Genomic DNA, 17,962 nt, shown 5'->3' on the forward strand with positions numbered 1-17,962 from the left:
CAGAGTAGCAAATATGCCGCCGCGACATGTTCAGGTTCCGGCGCCGCCCGGCCAGCCGGCGGCGCAACCCGCGCCCGCGTTGCGCCGCCGGCCGCGCCAGTCGCGCGCGCAGGCCACGTCCGAGGCACTCCAGCAGGCCTTCGTTCAGCTTTTGCTCGAGCGCGGCTACGCGAAGGCGACGATCCGCGAGATCGCGGCCGTCGCGGGCGTGAGCGTCGGCACCTTCTACGAATACTTCGGCGACAAGCAGAGCCTCGCCGCGCTGTGCATCCATCGGCGCGTGCTGGCGCTGGCCGACCGGCTGCGCGAAGCGGCGCACGGGCTGCGCGGCGTGCCGCGTGCCGAGCTCGCGGCCGTGCTCGTCGACCTGCAGGTCGATGCGATCGCCGCCGACGCCGCGCCGTGGAGTGCGTTCTTCGCGCTGGAGCGGCAGGTGTCGCCGCTGTCCGCATACCGCCGCCATTACGACGCGTATGTCGCGCTGTGGCGCGACGCGCTTGCGCAGTGCAGCGATCCGCCGCCGGCCGCGAGGCTCGACGGGGTCGCGCGAATGGCGCATGCGGTCTGCTACGGCGGCGTGTCGCAGGCGCTGCTCACGCTCGGGCCCGCGCTGGACTTCGCCGCGTTGCGCGGCGAGTTGCAGGCCGTCCTCGGCGCCTATCTGGCGGCCGCGGGTGCGTGATGCGCGGCGTGGCCGTGCGTCCGGGCGGCCAGCGCAAGCCCGTCGCGAGTGTGGGCAGGCACTGGGAGGAGATGCCTGATGCGCATGCGTTGCCGGGCACATGGTCTTGGCATTGAGCCTTGCGCATGGCCGGTCATGAGAAAAATGCATGGCCGCCATGACGAACTTTCGATTGTCCGCCCTTATTGGCTCGGGCTAAATCATGCGTCACGAACCGGGCCGCGTGCGTCGCGCGGGCCGGCGCGAAGGACAATTGAAGGAGGAGTCATGCGAAGCGCCACCACGCCCCGATCGAAACTGCCGGACGTCGGGACGACGATCTTCACGGTGATCGGCCAGCTCGCCGCGCAGCACGATGCGCTGAACCTGTCGCAGGGCGCGCCGAATTTCGCGCCCGATCCGGCGCTCGTCGAGGGCGTCGCGCGCGCGATGCGCGACGGCCACAACCAGTACGCGCCGATGGCCGGCGTCGTGTCGCTGCGCGAACGCCTCGCGGAGAAGACGGAGGCGCTGTACGGCACGCGCTACGACCCGGGCACCGAGATCACGGTGATCGCGAGCGCGAGCGAAGGGCTCTACGCGGCGATCAGCGCGCTCGTGCATCCGGGCGACGAAGTGATCTATTTCGAGCCGTCGTTCGACAGCTATGCGCCGATCGTGCGGTTGCAGGGCGCGACGCCGGTCGCGATCAAGCTGTCGCCCGAGCATTTCCGCGTGAACTGGGACGAAGTGGCCGCGGCGATCACGCCGCGCACGCGAATGATCATCGTCAACACGCCGCACAACCCGACCGCGACGGTGTTCTCCGCCGACGATCTCGAACGGCTCGCGCAGCTCACGCGCAATACCGACATCGTGGTCCTGTCGGACGAGGTCTACGAGCACGTGGTGTTCGACGGCGCGCAACATCAGAGCGTCGCGCGTCACCGTGAGCTCGCCGAACGCAGCGTGATCGTGTCGTCGTTCGGCAAGTCGTTCCACGTGACGGGCTGGCGGGTCGGCCATTGCATCGCGCCGGCCGAACTGATGGACGAGATCCGCAAGGTGCACCAATTCATGGTGTTCTCGGCCGATACGCCGATGCAGGTCGCGTTCGCGGAGATCCTCGCGCGGCCGGAAAGCTATCTCGGCCTGTCGGCGTTCTACCAGGCCAAGCGCGACCTGCTCGCGCGCGAGCTGGCCGGTTCGCGCTTCGAGCTGCTGCCGAGCGAAGGCTCGTTCTTCATGCTCGCGCGGTTCCGGCACTTCTCGGACGAACGCGACAGCGACTTCGTGCTGCGCCTGATCCGCGATGCGCGCGTCGCGACGATTCCGCTGTCGGCGTTCTATACCGACGGCACCGACGCGGGCGTGATCCGGCTCAGTTTCTCGAAAGACGACGCGACGCTGATCGAAGGCGCGCGGCGGTTGCGGTCGCTGTAAATCGCGGGCGCGGCCCGCACCCCAAGCAGGCGACGTGTACGTCGCACGGAAAGCCACCGACGGAACCGGAGCACGTGCGAACGCACGGCGCCGGCCGACAAGCCAGGAGATCACGATGAAGCATGCACACACACTCAAGCTCGCGTTCGCACTCGCGTGCGCGCTCGGTTCCGGCGCGGCGCTCGCCGACGGGCAAACGCTGCGTTTCGGCCTCGAGGCGCAATACCCGCCGTTCGAGTCGAAGGCGCCGAACGGCGACCTGCAGGGCTTCGACATCGACGTCGGCAACGCCGTCTGCCAGACCGCGAAGCTGTCGTGCAAGTGGGTCGAGACGTCGTTCGACGGGCTGATTCCCGCGCTGAAGGGCCGCAAGTTCGACGCGATCAATTCGGCGATGAACGCGACCGAGCAGCGGCGCCAGGCGATCGACTTCACGACGATCATCTACCGCGTGCCGACGCAGCTGATCGCGCGCACCGGCAGCGGCCTGCTGCCGACGCCGGAATCGCTGAAGGGCAAGCGCGTCGGCGTGTTGCAGGCATCGATCCAGGAAACCTACGCGAAGGCGCACTGGGAGCCGGCCGGCGTGTCGATCGTCGCGTACCAGGATCAGAACCAGGTGTATGCGGATCTCGTGGCGGGCCGTCTCGACGCGACGCTGGTGCTCGCGCCGGCCGGTCAGCGCGGTTTCCTGTCGCGCCCGGACGGCAACGGTTTCGCGTTCGTCGGCCAGCCGGTGCGCGACGACCGGATTCTCGGCAGCGGGATCGCGTTCGGCCTGCGCAAGGGCGACGACGCGCTGAAAGCGAAACTCGATTCCGCGATCGACAAGCTGAAGGCGGACGGCACGGTGAAGTCGCTCGGCCAGAAATACTTCGGCGATATCGACATCTCCACCAAATAACGGACGCATACGATGCAGAGCCTGGATACGGGCGGAGAGACTGGCGGCCACGGTGCGACGGTGCAGGCGGACGACGCGCTCGAGGCGGCGCTCGTCGCCGGCCTGGGCGACTCGCTGGTCACGCGGGCGGCCGAGATCGATCCGCGCTACTTCACCGCGTACAACGAGCCGGCCGGTGTGCGGCCGCGCGCGCTGGTGCGGCCGCGCAGCGTCGGCGACGTGTCGCGCACGCTCGCGCTGTGCACGCGGCTCGGGCAGCCGGTCGTGCCGCAGGGCGGTCTCACCGGGCTCGCCCGCGGCGCGGTCGCGCTGGGCGGCGAGATCGTGCTGTCGATGGAGCGTTTCGCGGGTGTCGAGGCAATCGACGCGGCGGCGGGCACGATGACGGTGCGCGCCGGGACGCCGCTGCAGACGGTGCAGGAGGCCGCGGACGCGGCGGGCTTCACGTTCGGCGTCGATCTCGGCGCACGCGGTTCGTGCCAGATCGGCGGCATGCTCGCGACCAACGCGGGCGGCACGCGCGCGATTCGCTACGGAATGATGCGCGAGCAGGTGCTCGGGCTCGAGGCCGTGCTCGCCGACGGCACCATCGTGTCGTCGATGAACCGGATGCTGAAGAACAACGCGGGCTACGATCTGAAGCAGCTGTTCATCGGCAGCGAAGGCACGCTCGGCATCATCACGCGCGCCGTGCTGCGGCTGCATCCGAAGCTCGCCGCGCCGGCCACCGCGCTCTGCCGCGTGCATGGCTACGACGCCGTCGTCGGGTTGTGGAACCGCCTGCGCGCACTGCCCGAGATCGTCAGTTTCGAAGCGATGTGGCCGGCCTTCTACGACTACGTCGCGGGCCACACGCCCGGCGTCGTCGCGCCGTTCGCGGGCGACGGCGGCTTCGCGGTGCTGATCGAGTGCGCGACGAGCGCGCCGGGCGGCGATGCGCGCCAGGCGCTGGAAACCGGCCTGGCGGATGCGATCGACGCGGGGCTCGTCGACGATGCGGCGCTCGCGACATCCGAGCGGCAGGCGCGCGACCTGTGGACGTTGCGCGAAGGCCTCGCGATCGATGCGCTGCCGCATCTGGTGAACTTCGACGTGAGCCTGCCGACGGGGGAGCTCGGCCTGTTCGCCTCGCGCTGCGAGGCGGCGTTGCGTGCGGTCTGGCCCGGCATCGTTTGCCTGTTCTTCGGCCACGTCGGCGACGGCAACGTGCATATCGGCGTATCGCTCACCGGCATGCGCGACGCGGACGCCGATGCGATCGATCGCTGCGTGTACGCGGTCGTTCGAGACATGGGCGGGTCGGTGTCGGCGGAGCACGGCATCGGCATGCTCAAGCGGGCCTATCTCGCGCACACGCGCAGCGAAGCGGAAATCGGCTTGATGCGGCGCCTGAAGGCCGCGCTCGATCCCGCCGGCGTGCTCAATCCCGGCAAGGTGCTTTGATCGGCACGCGCCGATGGCGGGCGCGTCAGCCGTCGACCCAGCGCAGTGCGCCGATCCTCAGGTGTTCGACGACGCTGCGCGCCCAGTCGAGTTCCGCGTTGAGCAGCACGAGCGCATGTTCGTTCTGCAACAGGAACAGGCGCGGCACCTGGTCGTTCTGCGCGGCGTTGCGCAGCGACTCGAGACGTTCGCGTTCGGCCTCGAGCGCGGCGATGCGGCGCTCGAGTTGCTGGCGCGCATCGTCGGCGTCGAGCAGCGGCAGGAATGCGAGACCGGCGCCGAACGCCGGAAACTCGCGCGCGGGCTCCGCGAGCAGCGTATGCAGCCACGCCTGCCCGGCCGTATGCCCGGCTTCGGTCAGCGTGTACAGCGTGCGTTCGGGAAACGCGCCGTCGCGCTCGGTGTCGTGCACCGCGATCAGCCCGTCGCGCAGCAGCCGGTCGATCGTCTGGTAGAGGCTCGTGCGCTGTCGCACGTTGACGACTTCGTCATAGCCGCGCGCTTTCAACTGCTGGAGCATTCCGTACGGATGCATCGGCGTTTCGGTGAGCGTCGCGAGGACCGCGAGCGCGAGCGGAGACGGGCGGCTTGTTGCCATGAATAGTTCGATTATGTCTAGTAAGAATATAACTAGTATCGACTAGACTATCATATTCCACAAGCGTTTCAGCCGAGGTGTGAGCGCTTCGCGGCTGGCGCGACGGTTTCCATCGTCGTGAGACCGTGGACGATTCCGCAGTCCTCGACCGAATGTTCGCCGACGCACTGGCGGCGCAATTCGGTGAGCTGGTCGCGCAGATGCGTCAGTTCGGCGAGGCGCGCGTCGACGTGGCCGATGTGCTCGTCGAGCAGCGCGTTGACCGAATCGCACGGGTCGGCCGGCGTGTCGGTGAGCTGCAACAGCGCGCGGATTTCGTCGTGCGCCATGTCGAGCGCCCGGCAGTTGCGTATGAAGCGCAGCCGCTCGACGTGCACGTCGGTGTAGTTGCGGTAGTTCGCATCGGTGCGCTCGGCGTCCGGCATCAGCCCTTCCTTCTCGTAGAAGCGGATCGTCTCGGGCGTGCAGCGGGCCGCCTTGGCCAGTTCGCCGATCTTCATGGCTTTCTCCGTTGTAAGGGTTGACCTTGTAGTGGCTTCAGGGTGTTAACTCTACACCGTCAAGCCACAGAGGAGGTTGTCATGACCGACGCCCAGCGTACCCCCGACCCACGACACCGTCATGCAGGCGGCGCCGATGCGTGCTGCGCCGATGCGCGCGACACGCAGGCGGCGACCACTGCCGACGCGGCGCCGGCGGCCGGCGAGCACGCGCATGGCGACGCGGCGGCGCACCGCGCGCAGCCGCATGCATGCGGTCACGATCATGACCACGATCGCCCATCCGCGCACGGCACGGGGCACGATCACGACACCCATGCCGGCCACGCGCACGGCGACGGGCATGAGCATGGAGCGGCGTGCTCGCACGGCCACGCGGCGCACGATCATGCCGGTCACGACCACGACCACGACCACGACCACGACCACGACCACGACCACGACCACGACCACGCGGCCGGCGCATGCTGCGCGCCGGCCGCGCTATCGCTCGCGCCGCTGCCGGTCGCGCGGGCGACCGCGTCGGGTCACGTCCGCTCGGCGTTCCGCATCATGCAGATGGACTGCCCGACCGAGGAAACCCTGATTCGCAAGAAGCTCGGCGGAATGGAGCAGGTGTCCGCGCTCGAATTCAACCTGATGCAGCGGATGCTGACCGTCGAACACGTGCCCGGTGCGCAACCGGCGATCGAAAGCGCGATCCGCACGCTCGGGATGACGCCGGAGGCCGCGTCGGCCGACGCACCGGCAGCATCCGTCGCGCCGCCGCCCGCGAAGCCGTGGTGGCCGCTTGCGGCGGCCGCCGTCGCCGCGATCGCATCCGAGGCGGTGAGCTGGGCCGGCCTGCCGACGTGGCTGTCGGCGGTGCTGGCGCTCGCGGCGGTGCTCGCATGCGGGCTGACCACGTACAAGAAGGGCTGGATCGCGATCCGCAACGGCAACCTGAACATCAACGCGCTGATGAGCATCGCGGTGACGGGCGCGATGGCGATCGGCCAGTGGCCGGAAGCCGCGATGGTGATGGTGCTGTTCACGATCGCCGAGCTGATCGAGGCGAAGTCGCTCGACCGCGCGCGCAACGCGATCCAGGGCCTGATGCAGCTCGCGCCGGACACCGCGACCGTGCAGGACGCCGACGGCACGTGGCGCACGATCGAGGCCGCGCAGGTCGCGCTCGGCGCGATCGTGCGCGTGAAGCCGGGCGAGCGGATCGGGCTGGACGGCGAGGTCATCGCGGGCCGCTCGACGGTGAACCAGGCGCCGATCACCGGTGAGAGCCTGCCGGTCGACAAGACGGCAGGCGACGCTGTGTACGCGGGCACGATCAACGAAGCGGGTTCGTTCGACTATCGCGTGACGGCGGTTGCCGCCAACTCGACGCTCGCGCGGATCATCCACGCGGTCGAGGAAGCGCAGGGCGCGAAGGCGCCGACGCAGCGCTTCGTCGACCAGTTCGCGCGCGTCTATACGCCGATCGTGTTCGCGGTCGCACTGCTGGTCGCGGTGGCGCCGCCGCTCGTCATGGGCGGCGCGTGGCACGACTGGATCTACCGCGCGTTGGTGCTGCTCGTGATCGCGTGCCCGTGCGCGCTGGTGATCTCGACGCCGGTGACGATCGTGTCGGGGCTCGCAGCCGCGGCGCGGCGCGGGATTCTCGTGAAGGGCGGCGTCTATCTGGAAGAAGGCCGCAAGCTCGCATGGCTCGCGCTCGACAAGACCGGCACGATCACGCACGGCAAGCCCGTGCAGACCGATTTCGACCTGCATGCGACGGACGTCGACGCGGCGCGCGTGCGTCACCTCGGCGCGAGCCTCGCGGCGCGCTCCGATCACCCGGTGTCGCAGGCGATCGCCGCCGCGGCCCGCGACACGACGACGGCAGCGTTCGCCGATGTAGAGGACTTCGAAGCACTCGTCGGGCGCGGCGTGCGCGGCACGATCGACGGTGTGCGCTACTGGCTCGGCAACCACCGGCTCGTCGAGGAGCTCGAACGCTGCTCGCCGGCGCTGGAGGCGAAGCTCGACGCGCTCGAGCGGCAGGGCAAGAGCGTCGTGATGCTGGTCGACGACACGCGCGTGCTCGGCATCTTCGCGGTGGCCGACACGATCAAGGACACCAGCCGCGCGGCGATCGCCGACCTGCACGCGCTCGGCATCCGCACCGCGATGCTGACCGGCGACAACCCGCACACCGCGGAGGCGATCGCGCGGCAGGCCGGCATCGACGATGCGCGCGGCAACCAGTTGCCCGAGGACAAGCTCGCGGCGGTCGAGGAACTGTCGGCGGGCGGTGCGGGCGCGGTCGGGATGGTCGGCGACGGCATCAACGACGCACCGGCGCTCGCGCGTGCCGACATCGGCTTCGCGATGGGCGCGATGGGCACCGACACGGCGATCGAGACGGCCGACGTCGCGCTGATGGACGACGACCTGCGCAAGATCCCCGCGTTCGTGCGGCTGTCGCGCGCGACGCACCGCGTGCTGGTGCAGAACATCGGCTTCGCGCTCGGCGTGAAAATCGTGTTCCTCGGCCTCACGGTCGCGGGGCTCGGCACGATGTGGATGGCCGTGTTTGCCGATGCGGGCGCGAGCCTGATCGTCGTCGGCAACGGGCTGCGGCTGCTGTCGAAGACGAGCGTGTTCGACGGCGCGACGGCGAAGCGATGAGGAGCGGGCTGTGAGCTTTCTGAAACGGATCCTGCGCGGCCACGGTGGCGGTCACGGCGGTGGTGGCCACGGCAGCGGGCAGGGAGGCGGCCACGGTGGCGGCGGGCATCACGGCGGGCAGCAACGCGACGGTCACGGCGGCCACGATGCGCGCGGCCGCGACGGCTACGGCTGGGGCCGGCAGCCGTCGACCGACGCGCGGGACGGCCCGGGCGGCAACATGCCGCTGCGCCAGCTCGCGTGCGCGGGCTGCGGCGCCCTCAATGCGTCGGATGCGCGTTTCTGCGCGCAGTGCGGTGCCGCGCAACGCGGCAAGTCCTGCAGCCGCTGCCATTCTGCGCTGGCGGCCGACGCCCGGTTCTGTCCCGGGTGCGGGACACAGGCTGCGTAAGTTCGTCGGCCATCCGCGTCGGCGGCGTCTGAACGCCGGCCGGCGCGCTTCGTTTCAGGTGCAGGCACACCCGTCTTTCGATCAGCGCAGCGGCAGGTAGATCTCGGTGCGCAGGTCGGCCGGCGCCGCATTCATCGGCGTATTGAGGTACAGCTCGAACGGCGGCGCGTCGGCGGCTTCTCGGCCCGAGTGACGCAGCCAGTCGCCGTAGAGCCACTGGTAGGCCGTCTTCAGGTCCGCATACGGCCCCGTATGCAACAGCACCGCATATTCGCCGCCCGCCACTGTCACGCGCTCCACCGGCGGCACGGGCTCGACGTCCGGCGCACCGTCGGCGGGCATGAAGCAGGCCTTCGCGCGCAACTGCGCTTCGGGCGTGGTGTCCGGATCGTCGTAAAAAATGCCGATCATCTTCGCGCCGGGGCCGATCAACCCGTGCTGCCCGACCCACGCGCCGATCCGCATGAACGCCTCGCTGACCTTCAAGTACGAACCGGTGTGCGCTATCGCATAGCCGTGCAGTTCAGGCAGCTGCCGGATTTCGACTTCATGCTTGAACATGTCTTCTTCTCCTCGCTGTAATGGATAGATGGGCCGGTGGCTGCCCGTGCGCCGGTGCTGCACCGGCGGCACGCCGTAAGCGTCGCGAAACGCCCGCGTGAACGCGTGCGTCGAACCGTAGCCCGCGCGCCGTGCGATCTCGTCGATCGGCCGCGCCGTGCAGACGAGATCCTCGGACGCGCGCACGATCCGCATCCGCCGCACCGTCAGCACGACCGACTCGCCATACAGCGCGCGATAGACGCGCTGCCAGTGATACGGCGACAGGCATGCGACTTCGGCAAGCCGGTTCAGGTCGAGCGGGCCGTCGAGGTGCGCGCGAATGTATTCGTGGACGCGCGCCACGCTGGCCGCGTAACGGATCCAGGCGAGCTGGTCGGGTTTCGTTTCGACGGTCATCGGCGTGTCCGGGCGGGAACCGACGTCACGGTAGCACGGGCCGAATTGATAAATCTTGCGGAAATGCGTAGGAGGCCGACAAATCCGGCCCCTTTTTATTCTGACGAAATGGGGTCTTGCCCCCCTGCGATCTACGACTAAAGTTAAAGACGGTGAAATCGTGTGATCGCGTCATTTTTCTCGGGTAAGTTGCTCGCACGGCAACGCACGGTTTTCGAAGTACGCAGGTAGTTCGTCGATGTTCAATCGCAACGCCACGTTTTTCGGGAGAAGAAGAAATGGATGCTTCCAGCTTCATCACGTCGCTGCAGACCACGCTAGGCGGATACCTGCCCAAGATCGCCGGCGCGATCGGCATCCTGGTGATCGGCTGGCTGATCGCCGTGGCGGTGCGTGCCGGCGCGCTCCGGCTGCTCAACGCGCTGAAGGTCGATCAGCGGATCAGCGAAAGCACCGGCCAGGGCGCGTACGTCGAGCGGATCATCGCCGGCGGCCTGTTCTGGCTCGTGCTGCTCGTCACTGCGGTGGGCATCTTCAACGTGCTCAACCTGTACGCGGTGTCCAATCCGTTCTCGCTGCTCGTCACGCACATCGTCAACTACCTGCCGAACCTGATCGGCGGCGCGGCGCTGACGCTGATCGCGTGGCTGATCGCATCGCTGCTGCGCAGCCTCGCGAACCGCGCGCTGAAGGCGAGCAAGGTCGACGACAAGCTGTCCGAAAGCGCAGGCATGCAGCCGATGAGCGGCTATCTCGGCGACGTGCTGTTCTGGCTCGTGATCCTGATGTTCCTGCCCGCGATTCTCGGGTCGTTCGCGCTGTCCGGCCTGCTGTCGCCGGTGCAGGGGATGGTCGACAAGCTGCTCGCGATCGTGCCGAACCTGTTCGCTGCCGCGGTGATCGGCATCGTCGGCTGGATCGTCGCGCGCGTGTTGCGCGGTCTCGTGACGAACCTGCTCGTCGCCGCCGGCGCCGATCGCCTGACGCAAAGCCTCGACAGCCCGACGCCGGTGCGCGTATCGAGCCTGATCGGCACCATCGTCTACGTGTTCGTGTTCGTGCCGACGCTGATCTCCGCGCTCGACGCGCTGAAGATTGACGCGATCTCGATTCCGGCCACCAACATGCTGAACCAGTTCCTCGGCGCGGTGCCGGACATCGTCGCGGCGATCGTGATCGTGCTCGTCACGTTCTACTTCGCGCGCTTCGTCGCGTCGCTCGCGCAGAAGCTGCTGGAAGCCGCCGGCGTCGACGGGCTGCCGGCCGTGCTCGGCGTCGAGCGTGTGTTCTCGGGGATCCTGCAGCCGTCGGTGCTGGTCGCGCGGCTGATCGTGTTCTTCGCGATGCTGTTCGCGTCGGTCGAGGCCGCGAACCGGCTCGGCTTCACGCAGGTGCGCGACGTCGTCACGCTGTTCATCGAATTCGGCGGCCACGTACTGATGGGCGGCGTGATCCTCGTGATCGGCGTGTGGCTCGCGGGTCTCGCGCGCCGCGTGATCGAGCAGGCGGACCGCGAGCACAGCGTGCTGTTCGCGCGCATCGCGCAATTCGCGATCCTCGGCCTGGTATTCGCGATGGGGCTGCGTGCGATGGGCATCGCCAACGAGATCGTGCAGCTCGCGTTCGGCCTCGTGCTCGGCGCGATCGCGGTGGCGGTCGCGCTGTCGTTCGGGCTCGGCGGCCGCGAAGCGGCCGGCAAGCTGCTCGATCGCTGGTTCAACCAGCGCGGCGGCGGGCAGTAAGCCTGCCGCGTGCCCGTCCGGCCGCTTCGCGCGGCCGACGGTGGTGCCCGCAGGGGGCGGTCGGGCGTGCGCGCCCGGCACATCGACGCGCGTCGCATGGCCGGCCGGGCCGGCATTTCCGTCAGCGAAATGTCAGCCGTCATCTTTGCCGAATTTCGATAACACGTCGTTTAATGACTCTCTAGCATCGATTCTCAGTCGCGCAGGCCGCCAGGCCCGGCGCATTTGAGGAGAGAATCCGATGAAAGCAGAGTCGAATGGCCGGCCCGCCGCCGGCGCCAAGTCGTCCGGCCAGCCCGCGCTGCAGCAGACGCTCGGGACCTGGCAACTGTGGGGCATCGCGGTCGGCCTCGTGATTTCAGGCGAATACTTCGGCTGGAGCTACGGCTGGGCGAGTGCGGGCACGCTGGGCTTCGTCGTCACCGCGTTGTTCGTCGCGGCGATGTACACCACCTTCATCTTCAGCTTCACCGAACTGACGACGTCGATCCCGCACGCGGGCGGCCCGTTCGCATATGCGCGCCGCGCGTTCGGCCCGGCGGGCGGCTATCTCGCCGGCGCGGCGACGCTCGTCGAGTTCGTGTTCGCGCCGCCCGCGATCGCGCTCGCGATCGGCGCGTACCTGCACGTGCAGTTCCCGGGGCTCGAACCGAAACACGCGGCGATGGGCGCGTATCTCGTGTTCATGGCGCTGAACATCGTCGGCGTGCAGATTGCCGCGACGTTCGAGCTGGTCGTCACGCTGTTCGCGATCTTCGAGCTGCTGGTGTTCATGGGCGTCGTGTCGCCGGGCTTCGCGTGGAGCAATTTCATGAAGGGCGGCTGGTCGGGCGCCGATCATTTCAGCGTCGGCGCATTCCACGGCATGTTCGCGGCGATCCCGTTCGCGATCTGGTTCTTCCTCGCGATCGAAGGCGTCGCGATGGCCGCCGAGGAGGCGAAGAACCCGAAGCGCTCGATCCCGATCGCATACGTGGCCGGCATCCTGACGCTCGTCACGCTGGCCATCGGCGTGATGGTGTTCGCCGGCGGCGCGGGCGACTGGACCAAGCTCGCGAACATCAACGACCCGCTGCCGCAGGCGATGAAATACATCGTCGGCGCGAACAGCGGCTGGATGCACATGCTCGTATGGCTTGGGCTGTTCGGGCTGGTTGCGTCGTTCCACGGGATCATCCTCGGCTATTCGCGCCAGATCTTCGCGCTGGCCCGCGAAGGCTACCTGCCGGAGTGGCTCGGCAAGGTGCATCCGCGCTTCAAGACCCCGCATCGCGCGATCCTCGCGGGCGGCGTGGTCGGCATCGCCGCGATCTACAGCGACGAGCTGATCCAGTTCGGCGGCCAGACGCTCACCGCGAACATCGTGACGATGTCGGTGTTCGGCGCGATCGTGATGTATATCGTAAGCATGGCGGCGCTGTTCAAGCTGCGCCGTTCGCAGCCGAACATGGCGCGGCCGTTCCGCGCGCCGCTGTACCCGTTCTTCCCGGCATTCGCGATCGTTGCGGCCCTGATTTGCCTCGCGACGATGGTGTATTTCAACGGGCTGGTGGCGATGGTGTTCGTCGCGTTCCTCGCGCTCGGCTACGCGTACTTCCTCGCGACCCGCTCGCAGCGTGCGAGCGCGCCGGCCGACGTGCTGCTGGAGGAATGAGGATGGTGGACCCGAACGGCCGTTGGTGACGGCATCCGGCGCGCCCCGTCGAACGGGCGCGCCGTCGGCGTTATGCAAGGCAAGGACTGGCAAGGAGATTCGAACGATGTCCTACACGGAGACGATCGGCCCGCGCACGTACCGCTTCGCGGACCTGAAGACGCTGCTCGCGAAGGCGAGCCCGCTGCGTTCCGGCGACCAGCTCGCCGGCGTCGCGGCGGCGAGCGAGGAGGAGCGCGTCGCCGCGAAGATCGCGCTCGCGGGCGTGCCGCTGAAGGCGTTCCTGAACGAAGCGGTGATTCCGTATGAAGACGACGAGGTCACGCGCCTGATCGTCGACGACCACGACGCTGCCGCGTTCGCGGAAATCTCTCACCTCACCGTCGGCGACTTCCGCAACTGGCTGCTGTCGCCCGCGGCCGACGGCGCCGCGCTCGAACGGATCGCGCCGGGCCTCACGCCCGAGATGGTCGCGGCGGTGTCGAAGCTGATGCGCAACCAGGACCTGATCGCGGCCGCGCGCAAGCGCCGCGTCGTCACGCGCTTTCGCAACACGGTCGGGCTGCCCGGCCGGATGTCGGTGCGGCTGCAGCCGAACCATCCGACCGACGACGTGAAGGGCATCGCCGCGTCGATGCTCGACGGGCTGATGTACGGCTGCGGCGACGCGATGATCGGCATCAACCCGGCGACCGACAGCCTCGCGGCGATCGTGAAGCTGCTCGCGATGATCGACGGGTTCCGCGAGCGCTACGGCGTGCCGACGCAGTCGTGCGTGCTCACCCACGTGACCAACACGATCGCGGCGATCGAGAAGGGCGCGCCGGTCGACCTGGTGTTCCAGTCGATCGCGGGCACCGAGAAGGCGAACGCGAGCTTCGGGATCTCGCTCGCGCTGCTCGGCGAGGCGCACGAGGCCGCGTTGTCGCTGAAGCGCGGCACCGTCGGCAACAACCTGATGTATTTCGAGACGGGCCAGGGCAGCGCGCTGTCGGCGAACGCGCACTTCGGCGTCGACCAGCAGACCTGCGAGGTGCGTGCCTATGCGGTCGCGCGCAAGTTCGATCCGTTCCTCGTGAACACGGTGGTCGGCTTCATCGGGCCCGAATACCTGTACGACGGCAAGCAGATCATCCGCGCGGGGCTCGAGGATCACTTCTGCGGCAAGCTGCTCGGCGTGCCGATGGGCTGCGACATCTGCTACACGAATCACGCGGAAGCCGACCAGGACGACATGGACACGCTGCTGACGCTGCTGGGCGCGGCCGGCATCAACTTCATCATGGGGATTCCCGGCGCGGACGACGTGATGCTGAACTACCAGAGCACGTCGTTTCACGACCAGCTCTACGTGCGCGAGGTGCTCGGCCTGCGCCGCGCGCCCGAGTTCGAGGAATGGCTGGAGACGATGGAGATCGCCGACGCGCGCGGCGCGCTGCGCGCCGCGAACGCGCGCGTGCCGCTGCTCGCGGGCGCGAACGACTGGATGGGGATTTCGGCATGAGCGACGCCGTCGAAAAGAATCCGTGGGCGCAGCTGAAGGCGTTCACGAACGCGCGGATCGCGCTCGGCCGCGCGGGCAGCAGCCTGCCGACCGCGCCGCTGCTCGCGTTCAACCTGTCGCACGCGCAGGCGCGCGACGCCGTGCATCAGCCGCTCGACGCGGACGCGCTGCGCCGCCAGATCGACGCGGCCGGCTTCGCGACGCTCGGCGTGCAGAGCGCGGCGCCGGACCGCCAGCATTACCTGCGCCGGCCCGATCTCGGCCGCAAGCTGTCCGACGACGGACGTGCGCTGCTGGCCGGATACGGCGCGGCGCTCGACGATGCGCCGGACGTCGTGTTCGTGGTGGGCGACGGGCTGTCGGCCTTCGCGGCCGCGAAGCAGGCGCTACCGTTGCTGCAGGCCGTGCGGCCGCGGCTCGACGCGGACGGCTGGCGGGTCGGCCCGGTGGTGGTCGCGACGCAGGCGCGCGTCGCGCTCGGCGACGAGATCGGCCAACTGCTGCGCGCGCAGGTCGTCGCGATGCTGATCGGCGAACGGCCGGGGCTCAGCTCGCCGGACAGCCTCGGTGTGTACCTCACCTGGGCGCCGAAGGTCGGCTGTCACGACGCGCTGCGCAACTGCATCTCGAACGTGCGGCCCGAAGGGCTGCCGCATGCCGCCGCCGCGCACAAGCTGCATTACCTGATGACGCATGCGCGCAGGCTCAAGCTGACGGGCGTCGGCCTGAAGGACGACAGCGATTCGTTGTTGCCGCAGGCGGAAGCGGAGCGGATCGGCGCGGCGTGACGGGGCCGACCGTCTATTTGAACAGCCGCTCGCACAGGAAGTCGACGAACACGCGCAGCTTCGGCGACAGTTGCCGGCTCGACGGCCACACGATCGAGAACTGCCCCGGCGCGATCCGGTAGTCGTCGAGCACGGTGACGAGCGCGCCCGCGTCCAGCGCGTCGCGCGCGAGGAAGTCGGGCATGTAGCCGATGCCGAGCCCCGCCATCACCGTGCCGCGCAGCGCTTCCATGTTGTTGCAGGTCATCGCGGTGCGCAGCTTCAGCGGCGTGCCGTCGTCGGCGGCAAGCGCCCAGTCCTGCAGCTTGCCGGTGGTCGGGAAACAGTAGCGCACGCAATCGTGGGTTTCGAGATCGTGCGGCGCCCGCGGCGTGCCGGCCAGCGCGAGATACGCGGGCGTCGCGCACAGCACGAACGCGAACGGGCCGAGCCGCCGCGACATCAGGCTCGAATCCGACAGCGGGCCGCTGCGGATCACCGCGTCGAAGCCGCCTTCGACGACATCGACCATCCGGTCGTTGAAATCCAGATCGAGCTCGACGTCCGGATAGCGCAACCTGAATTCGGGCAGCACCGGCAGCAGGAACCGGTAGCCGATCACCGGCAGGCTCACGCGCAGCTTGCCGCGCGGGCGCTGCGCGGAGGCCGTCACGGTCGCCTCCGCATCACGAAAATCCTCGAGGATCCGCTGGCAGCGTTCGTAGAAATGGCGCCCTTCGTCGGTCAGCGTGACGCGCCGCGTCGTGCGGTTGAACAGGCGCACGCCGAGCGACTGCTCGAGCCGCGCGATCGTCTTGCCGACGGCGGAGGCCGAGATGCCGAGCGCGCGGCCGGCCGCGACGAAGCTGAGCGCTTCGGCGGTGCGGACGAAGGCGGCGATGCCGTTCAGGTTTTCCATCGACGTAGACGGGCGAGCGGGGCGCGAAGCGTTGAATTGAAGAATTTTAGTCCGTTATATGCGGAGCTTCGCGTTGTTTTTCTAAGATTGAATCGAAATTATCCTTGATCGCGCTTGAGGCGCATCCGCGCCGGCTTTTCGAGGAGCGATGATGGATCACCCGTTTTCACCCACTTCAGCCACGTCGGCGCGTCGGCGCGCGTGGGTGCTGGCCGCCGTCTGCATGGCCGCGGTCGCGCTGCCGCTGTCGTTTTCGGGCGGCGCGGTCGCGACACCCGCGATCGGCCGCGACCTGCACGGCGGCCCGGTCGCGATGAACTGGATCACCAACGCGTTCATGCTCGCGTTCGGCAGTTTCCTGATGGCGGCGGGCGCGCTGGCCGACCAGTTCGGCCGCAAGCGCGTGTTCGCGATCGGCGTCGGCGGCTTCACGCTGATGTCGGTGGCGCTCGCGTTCGCGCCGTCGATGCTCGCGGTCGACCTGTTGCGCGCCGCGCAGGGGCTCGCGGCGGCCGCGGCGCTCGCGGGCGGCACGGCCGCGCTCGCGCAGGAGTTCGACGGCGCGGCGCGTACGCGCGCGTTCAGCCTGCTCGGCACGACGTTCGGGATCGGGCTCGCGTTCGGGCCCGTGCTCGCCGGCGGCCTGATCGCGCACTACGGCTGGCGCGCGATCTTCGTCACGGGTGCGGCGGCAGGCGCGTTGTCGCTCGCGTTCGGGCTGCCGCGCATGCACGAGTCGCGCGATCCGCACGCGACGGGGCTCGACTGGCCCGGCACGGCCGCGTTCACCGCCGCGCTCACGCTGTTCACGTTCGGCGTGATCGAGGCGCCCGCGCGCGGCTGGGCGCATCCGCTCGTCGTCGCGCTGCTGGCGGCTGCGGCGCTTGGCGCATGCGCGTTCGTCGCGATCGAGACGCGCGTCGCGCGGCCGATGCTCGACCTGTCGCTGTTCCGGATTCCGCGCTTCGTCGGCGTCCAGGTGCTGCCGGTGTCGACCTGCTGCTGCTACATCGTCCTGCTCGTCGTGCTGCCGCTGCGCTTCATCGGCATCGACGGTTTCAGCGAAATCGACGCAGGCTGGCTGATGCTCGCGATTTCCGCGCCGATGCTCGTCGTGCCGCTCGTCGCGGCGACGCTCACGCGCTGGCTGTCGGCCGGCGTGATCTCGGGGCTCGGGCTCCTGCTCGCGGCGGCGGGCCTCGTGTGGCTGGGCGTCGCGCTGCACGGCGGCGCAGGGCCGACGGCGATCGCGCCGATGCTCGCGATCGGCGTCGGGGCCGGCATGCCATGGGGGCTGATGGACGGGCTGTCGGTCAGCGTCGTGCCGAAGGAGCGCGCAGGGATGGCGACCGGGATCTTCAGCACGACGCGCGTGGCGGGCGAGGGGATCGCGCTCGCGATCGCCGGCGCGGTGCTGGCGACGCTCGCGCACACCGATCTGCGGCGGGCGGCCGGCGCGTCCGACGCAGCGTTGCGCGCGGCCGCGCGGCTCGCCACCGGCGATCTCGCGGGCGCGGCGGCCGTATTGCCGGGCGTCGAGCGTACGGCGCTGCTCGCGAGCTATACGCATGCGTTCGATCGGCTGCTGATCGGGCTCGCGATCGTCACGGTGCTGTGTGCGGGGGTGGTGTTCGCATTTCTCGGTGCGCGGCCCGGGGTGACGGAAGCGCGCGGCGACGATGGTGAAACTGCGCATCCCGGCGCGCGGGCGCGCCGCCGAACCGAACCGGCTTGCACGGAGGCAAGCGGGCGGTGAGCGGGGTGTCTCAGGGGGCGCGCAGGTCGACGATCGCGGGCAGCGTGCCCGCG

The 17,962-nt window shown here is 69.0% G+C and carries 15 protein-coding genes; 11 read left to right on the top strand and 4 right to left on the bottom strand.

From position 1 onward, the window contains the following. The first annotated feature begins 13 nt into the window (after nucleotides 1-13). The 4 genes from DIE11_RS25405 to DIE11_RS25420 all read left to right on the top strand — a co-directional run bounded on the left by DIE11_RS25405 (nucleotide 14) and on the right by DIE11_RS25420 (nucleotide 4,451). The gene (locus tag DIE11_RS25405) at nucleotides 14-682 is read left to right on the top strand and encodes a TetR/AcrR family transcriptional regulator (protein WP_124627921.1); all 669 of its coding nucleotides are present in this window, start codon (nucleotides 14-16) and stop codon (nucleotides 680-682) included. A gap of 267 nt (nucleotides 683-949) precedes the next feature. Next, complete coding sequence (locus tag DIE11_RS25410) at nucleotides 950-2,104, top strand: pyridoxal phosphate-dependent aminotransferase (RefSeq protein ID WP_124627923.1); 1,155 nt, start codon at nucleotides 950-952, stop codon at nucleotides 2,102-2,104. Between the two features lie 115 nt (nucleotides 2,105-2,219). Continuing rightward, complete coding sequence (locus tag DIE11_RS25415; protein WP_124627925.1) at nucleotides 2,220-3,008, top strand: ABC transporter substrate-binding protein; 789 nt, start codon at nucleotides 2,220-2,222, stop codon at nucleotides 3,006-3,008. Between the two features lie 12 nt (nucleotides 3,009-3,020). Then, a complete protein-coding gene (locus tag DIE11_RS25420) occupies nucleotides 3,021-4,451 on the top strand; it encodes an FAD-binding oxidoreductase (protein WP_124627927.1) in 1,431 nt (476 codons plus the stop codon). 25 nt (nucleotides 4,452-4,476) lie between these two features. On the opposite strand, the gene DIE11_RS25425 is transcribed toward DIE11_RS25420, so the two are convergent. Continuing rightward, nucleotides 4,477-5,049, bottom strand: a complete 573-nt coding sequence (locus tag DIE11_RS25425) for a PadR family transcriptional regulator (RefSeq protein ID WP_124627929.1) — start codon at nucleotides 5,047-5,049, stop codon at nucleotides 4,477-4,479. 68 nt (nucleotides 5,050-5,117) lie between these two features. Further along, complete coding sequence (gene cadR, locus DIE11_RS25430; RefSeq protein WP_059602032.1) at nucleotides 5,118-5,549, bottom strand: Cd(II)/Pb(II)-responsive transcriptional regulator; 432 nt, start codon at nucleotides 5,547-5,549, stop codon at nucleotides 5,118-5,120. Nucleotides 5,550-5,630: 81 nt separating this feature from the next. On the opposite strand from cadR, the gene DIE11_RS25435 reads away from it, so the two are divergent. Next, nucleotides 5,631-8,216 (top strand): heavy metal translocating P-type ATPase, encoded by a 2,586-nt coding sequence (locus DIE11_RS25435; protein WP_124627931.1) that lies wholly within the window; start codon nucleotides 5,631-5,633, stop codon nucleotides 8,214-8,216. 10 nt (nucleotides 8,217-8,226) lie between these two features. After that, nucleotides 8,227-8,607 (top strand): zinc ribbon domain-containing protein, encoded by a 381-nt coding sequence (locus DIE11_RS25440; RefSeq protein ID WP_124627933.1) that lies wholly within the window; start codon nucleotides 8,227-8,229, stop codon nucleotides 8,605-8,607. A gap of 81 nt (nucleotides 8,608-8,688) precedes the next feature. Here DIE11_RS25440 and DIE11_RS25445 read toward each other — a convergent pair whose 3' ends face one another. Further along, entirely contained in the window at nucleotides 8,689-9,567 is an 879-nt protein-coding gene (locus DIE11_RS25445) for a GyrI-like domain-containing protein (protein WP_124627935.1), read from the bottom strand. Between the two features lie 278 nt (nucleotides 9,568-9,845). On the opposite strand from DIE11_RS25445, the gene DIE11_RS25450 reads away from it, so the two are divergent. The 4 genes from DIE11_RS25450 (at nucleotide 9,846) to eutC (ending at nucleotide 15,255) form a co-directional block, all read left to right on the top strand. Continuing rightward, entirely contained in the window at nucleotides 9,846-11,309 is a 1,464-nt protein-coding gene (locus tag DIE11_RS25450; RefSeq protein WP_124627937.1) for a mechanosensitive ion channel, read from the top strand. A 241-nt stretch (nucleotides 11,310-11,550) separates the two neighbouring features. Continuing rightward, a complete protein-coding gene (gene eat, locus DIE11_RS25455) occupies nucleotides 11,551-12,963 on the top strand; it encodes an ethanolamine permease (RefSeq protein ID WP_124627939.1) in 1,413 nt (470 codons plus the stop codon). A 106-nt stretch (nucleotides 12,964-13,069) separates the two neighbouring features. Further along, a complete protein-coding gene (locus tag DIE11_RS25460) occupies nucleotides 13,070-14,467 on the top strand; it encodes an ethanolamine ammonia-lyase subunit EutB (RefSeq protein ID WP_124627941.1) in 1,398 nt (465 codons plus the stop codon). After that, nucleotides 14,464-15,255, top strand: a complete 792-nt coding sequence (eutC, locus tag DIE11_RS25465; RefSeq protein ID WP_124627942.1) for an ethanolamine ammonia-lyase subunit EutC — start codon at nucleotides 14,464-14,466, stop codon at nucleotides 15,253-15,255. The genes DIE11_RS25460 and eutC overlap by 4 nt, the downstream gene beginning before the upstream one ends. 13 nt (nucleotides 15,256-15,268) lie before the next feature. Here the strand turns inward: eutC and DIE11_RS25470 are convergent, their stop codons facing one another. After that, nucleotides 15,269-16,153: a LysR family transcriptional regulator gene (locus DIE11_RS25470; protein ID WP_124627944.1), complete on the bottom strand. Its 885-nt coding sequence runs from the start codon at nucleotides 16,151-16,153 to the stop codon at nucleotides 15,269-15,271. A 151-nt stretch (nucleotides 16,154-16,304) separates the two neighbouring features. Here DIE11_RS25470 and DIE11_RS25475 point away from each other — a divergent pair, with 151 nt between their 5' ends. Beyond that, nucleotides 16,305-17,909 (top strand): MFS transporter, encoded by a 1,605-nt coding sequence (locus DIE11_RS25475; protein ID WP_124627946.1) that lies wholly within the window; start codon nucleotides 16,305-16,307, stop codon nucleotides 17,907-17,909. Nucleotides 17,910-17,962 lie beyond the last annotated feature (53 nt).

The organism is Burkholderia sp. Bp9012 (genome assembly GCF_003853825.1).
Taxonomy (GTDB): Bacteria; Pseudomonadota; Gammaproteobacteria; order Burkholderiales; family Burkholderiaceae; genus Burkholderia; species Burkholderia diffusa.

What these genes read in the sequence shown, in the direction of transcription:
- DIE11_RS25415 (WP_124627925.1), top strand. Translation starts at nt 2,220, where the DNA reads ATGAAGCATGCACACACACTCAAGCTCGCGTTCGCACTCGCGTGCGCG.
- eutC (WP_124627942.1), top strand. Translation starts at nt 14,464, where the DNA reads ATGAGCGACGCCGTCGAAAAGAATCCGTGGGCGCAGCTGAAGGCGTTC.
- eat (WP_124627939.1), top strand. Translation starts at nt 11,551, where the DNA reads ATGAAAGCAGAGTCGAATGGCCGGCCCGCCGCCGGCGCCAAGTCGTCC.
- DIE11_RS25435 (WP_124627931.1), top strand. Translation starts at nt 5,631, where the DNA reads ATGACCGACGCCCAGCGTACCCCCGACCCACGACACCGTCATGCAGGC.
- DIE11_RS25460 (WP_124627941.1), top strand. Translation starts at nt 13,070, where the DNA reads ATGTCCTACACGGAGACGATCGGCCCGCGCACGTACCGCTTCGCGGAC.
- DIE11_RS25425 (WP_124627929.1), bottom strand. Translation starts at nt 5,049, where the DNA reads ATGGCAACAAGCCGCCCGTCTCCGCTCGCGCTCGCGGTCCTCGCGACG.
- DIE11_RS25475 (WP_124627946.1), top strand. Translation starts at nt 16,305, where the DNA reads ATGGATCACCCGTTTTCACCCACTTCAGCCACGTCGGCGCGTCGGCGC.
- DIE11_RS25445 (WP_124627935.1), bottom strand. Translation starts at nt 9,567, where the DNA reads ATGACCGTCGAAACGAAACCCGACCAGCTCGCCTGGATCCGTTACGCG.
- DIE11_RS25410 (WP_124627923.1), top strand. Translation starts at nt 950, where the DNA reads ATGCGAAGCGCCACCACGCCCCGATCGAAACTGCCGGACGTCGGGACG.
- cadR (WP_059602032.1), bottom strand. Translation starts at nt 5,549, where the DNA reads ATGAAGATCGGCGAACTGGCCAAGGCGGCCCGCTGCACGCCCGAGACG.
- DIE11_RS25470 (WP_124627944.1), bottom strand. Translation starts at nt 16,153, where the DNA reads ATGGAAAACCTGAACGGCATCGCCGCCTTCGTCCGCACCGCCGAAGCG.
- DIE11_RS25420 (WP_124627927.1), top strand. Translation starts at nt 3,021, where the DNA reads ATGCAGAGCCTGGATACGGGCGGAGAGACTGGCGGCCACGGTGCGACG.
- DIE11_RS25405 (WP_124627921.1), top strand. Translation starts at nt 14, where the DNA reads ATGCCGCCGCGACATGTTCAGGTTCCGGCGCCGCCCGGCCAGCCGGCG.
- DIE11_RS25450 (WP_124627937.1), top strand. Translation starts at nt 9,846, where the DNA reads ATGGATGCTTCCAGCTTCATCACGTCGCTGCAGACCACGCTAGGCGGA.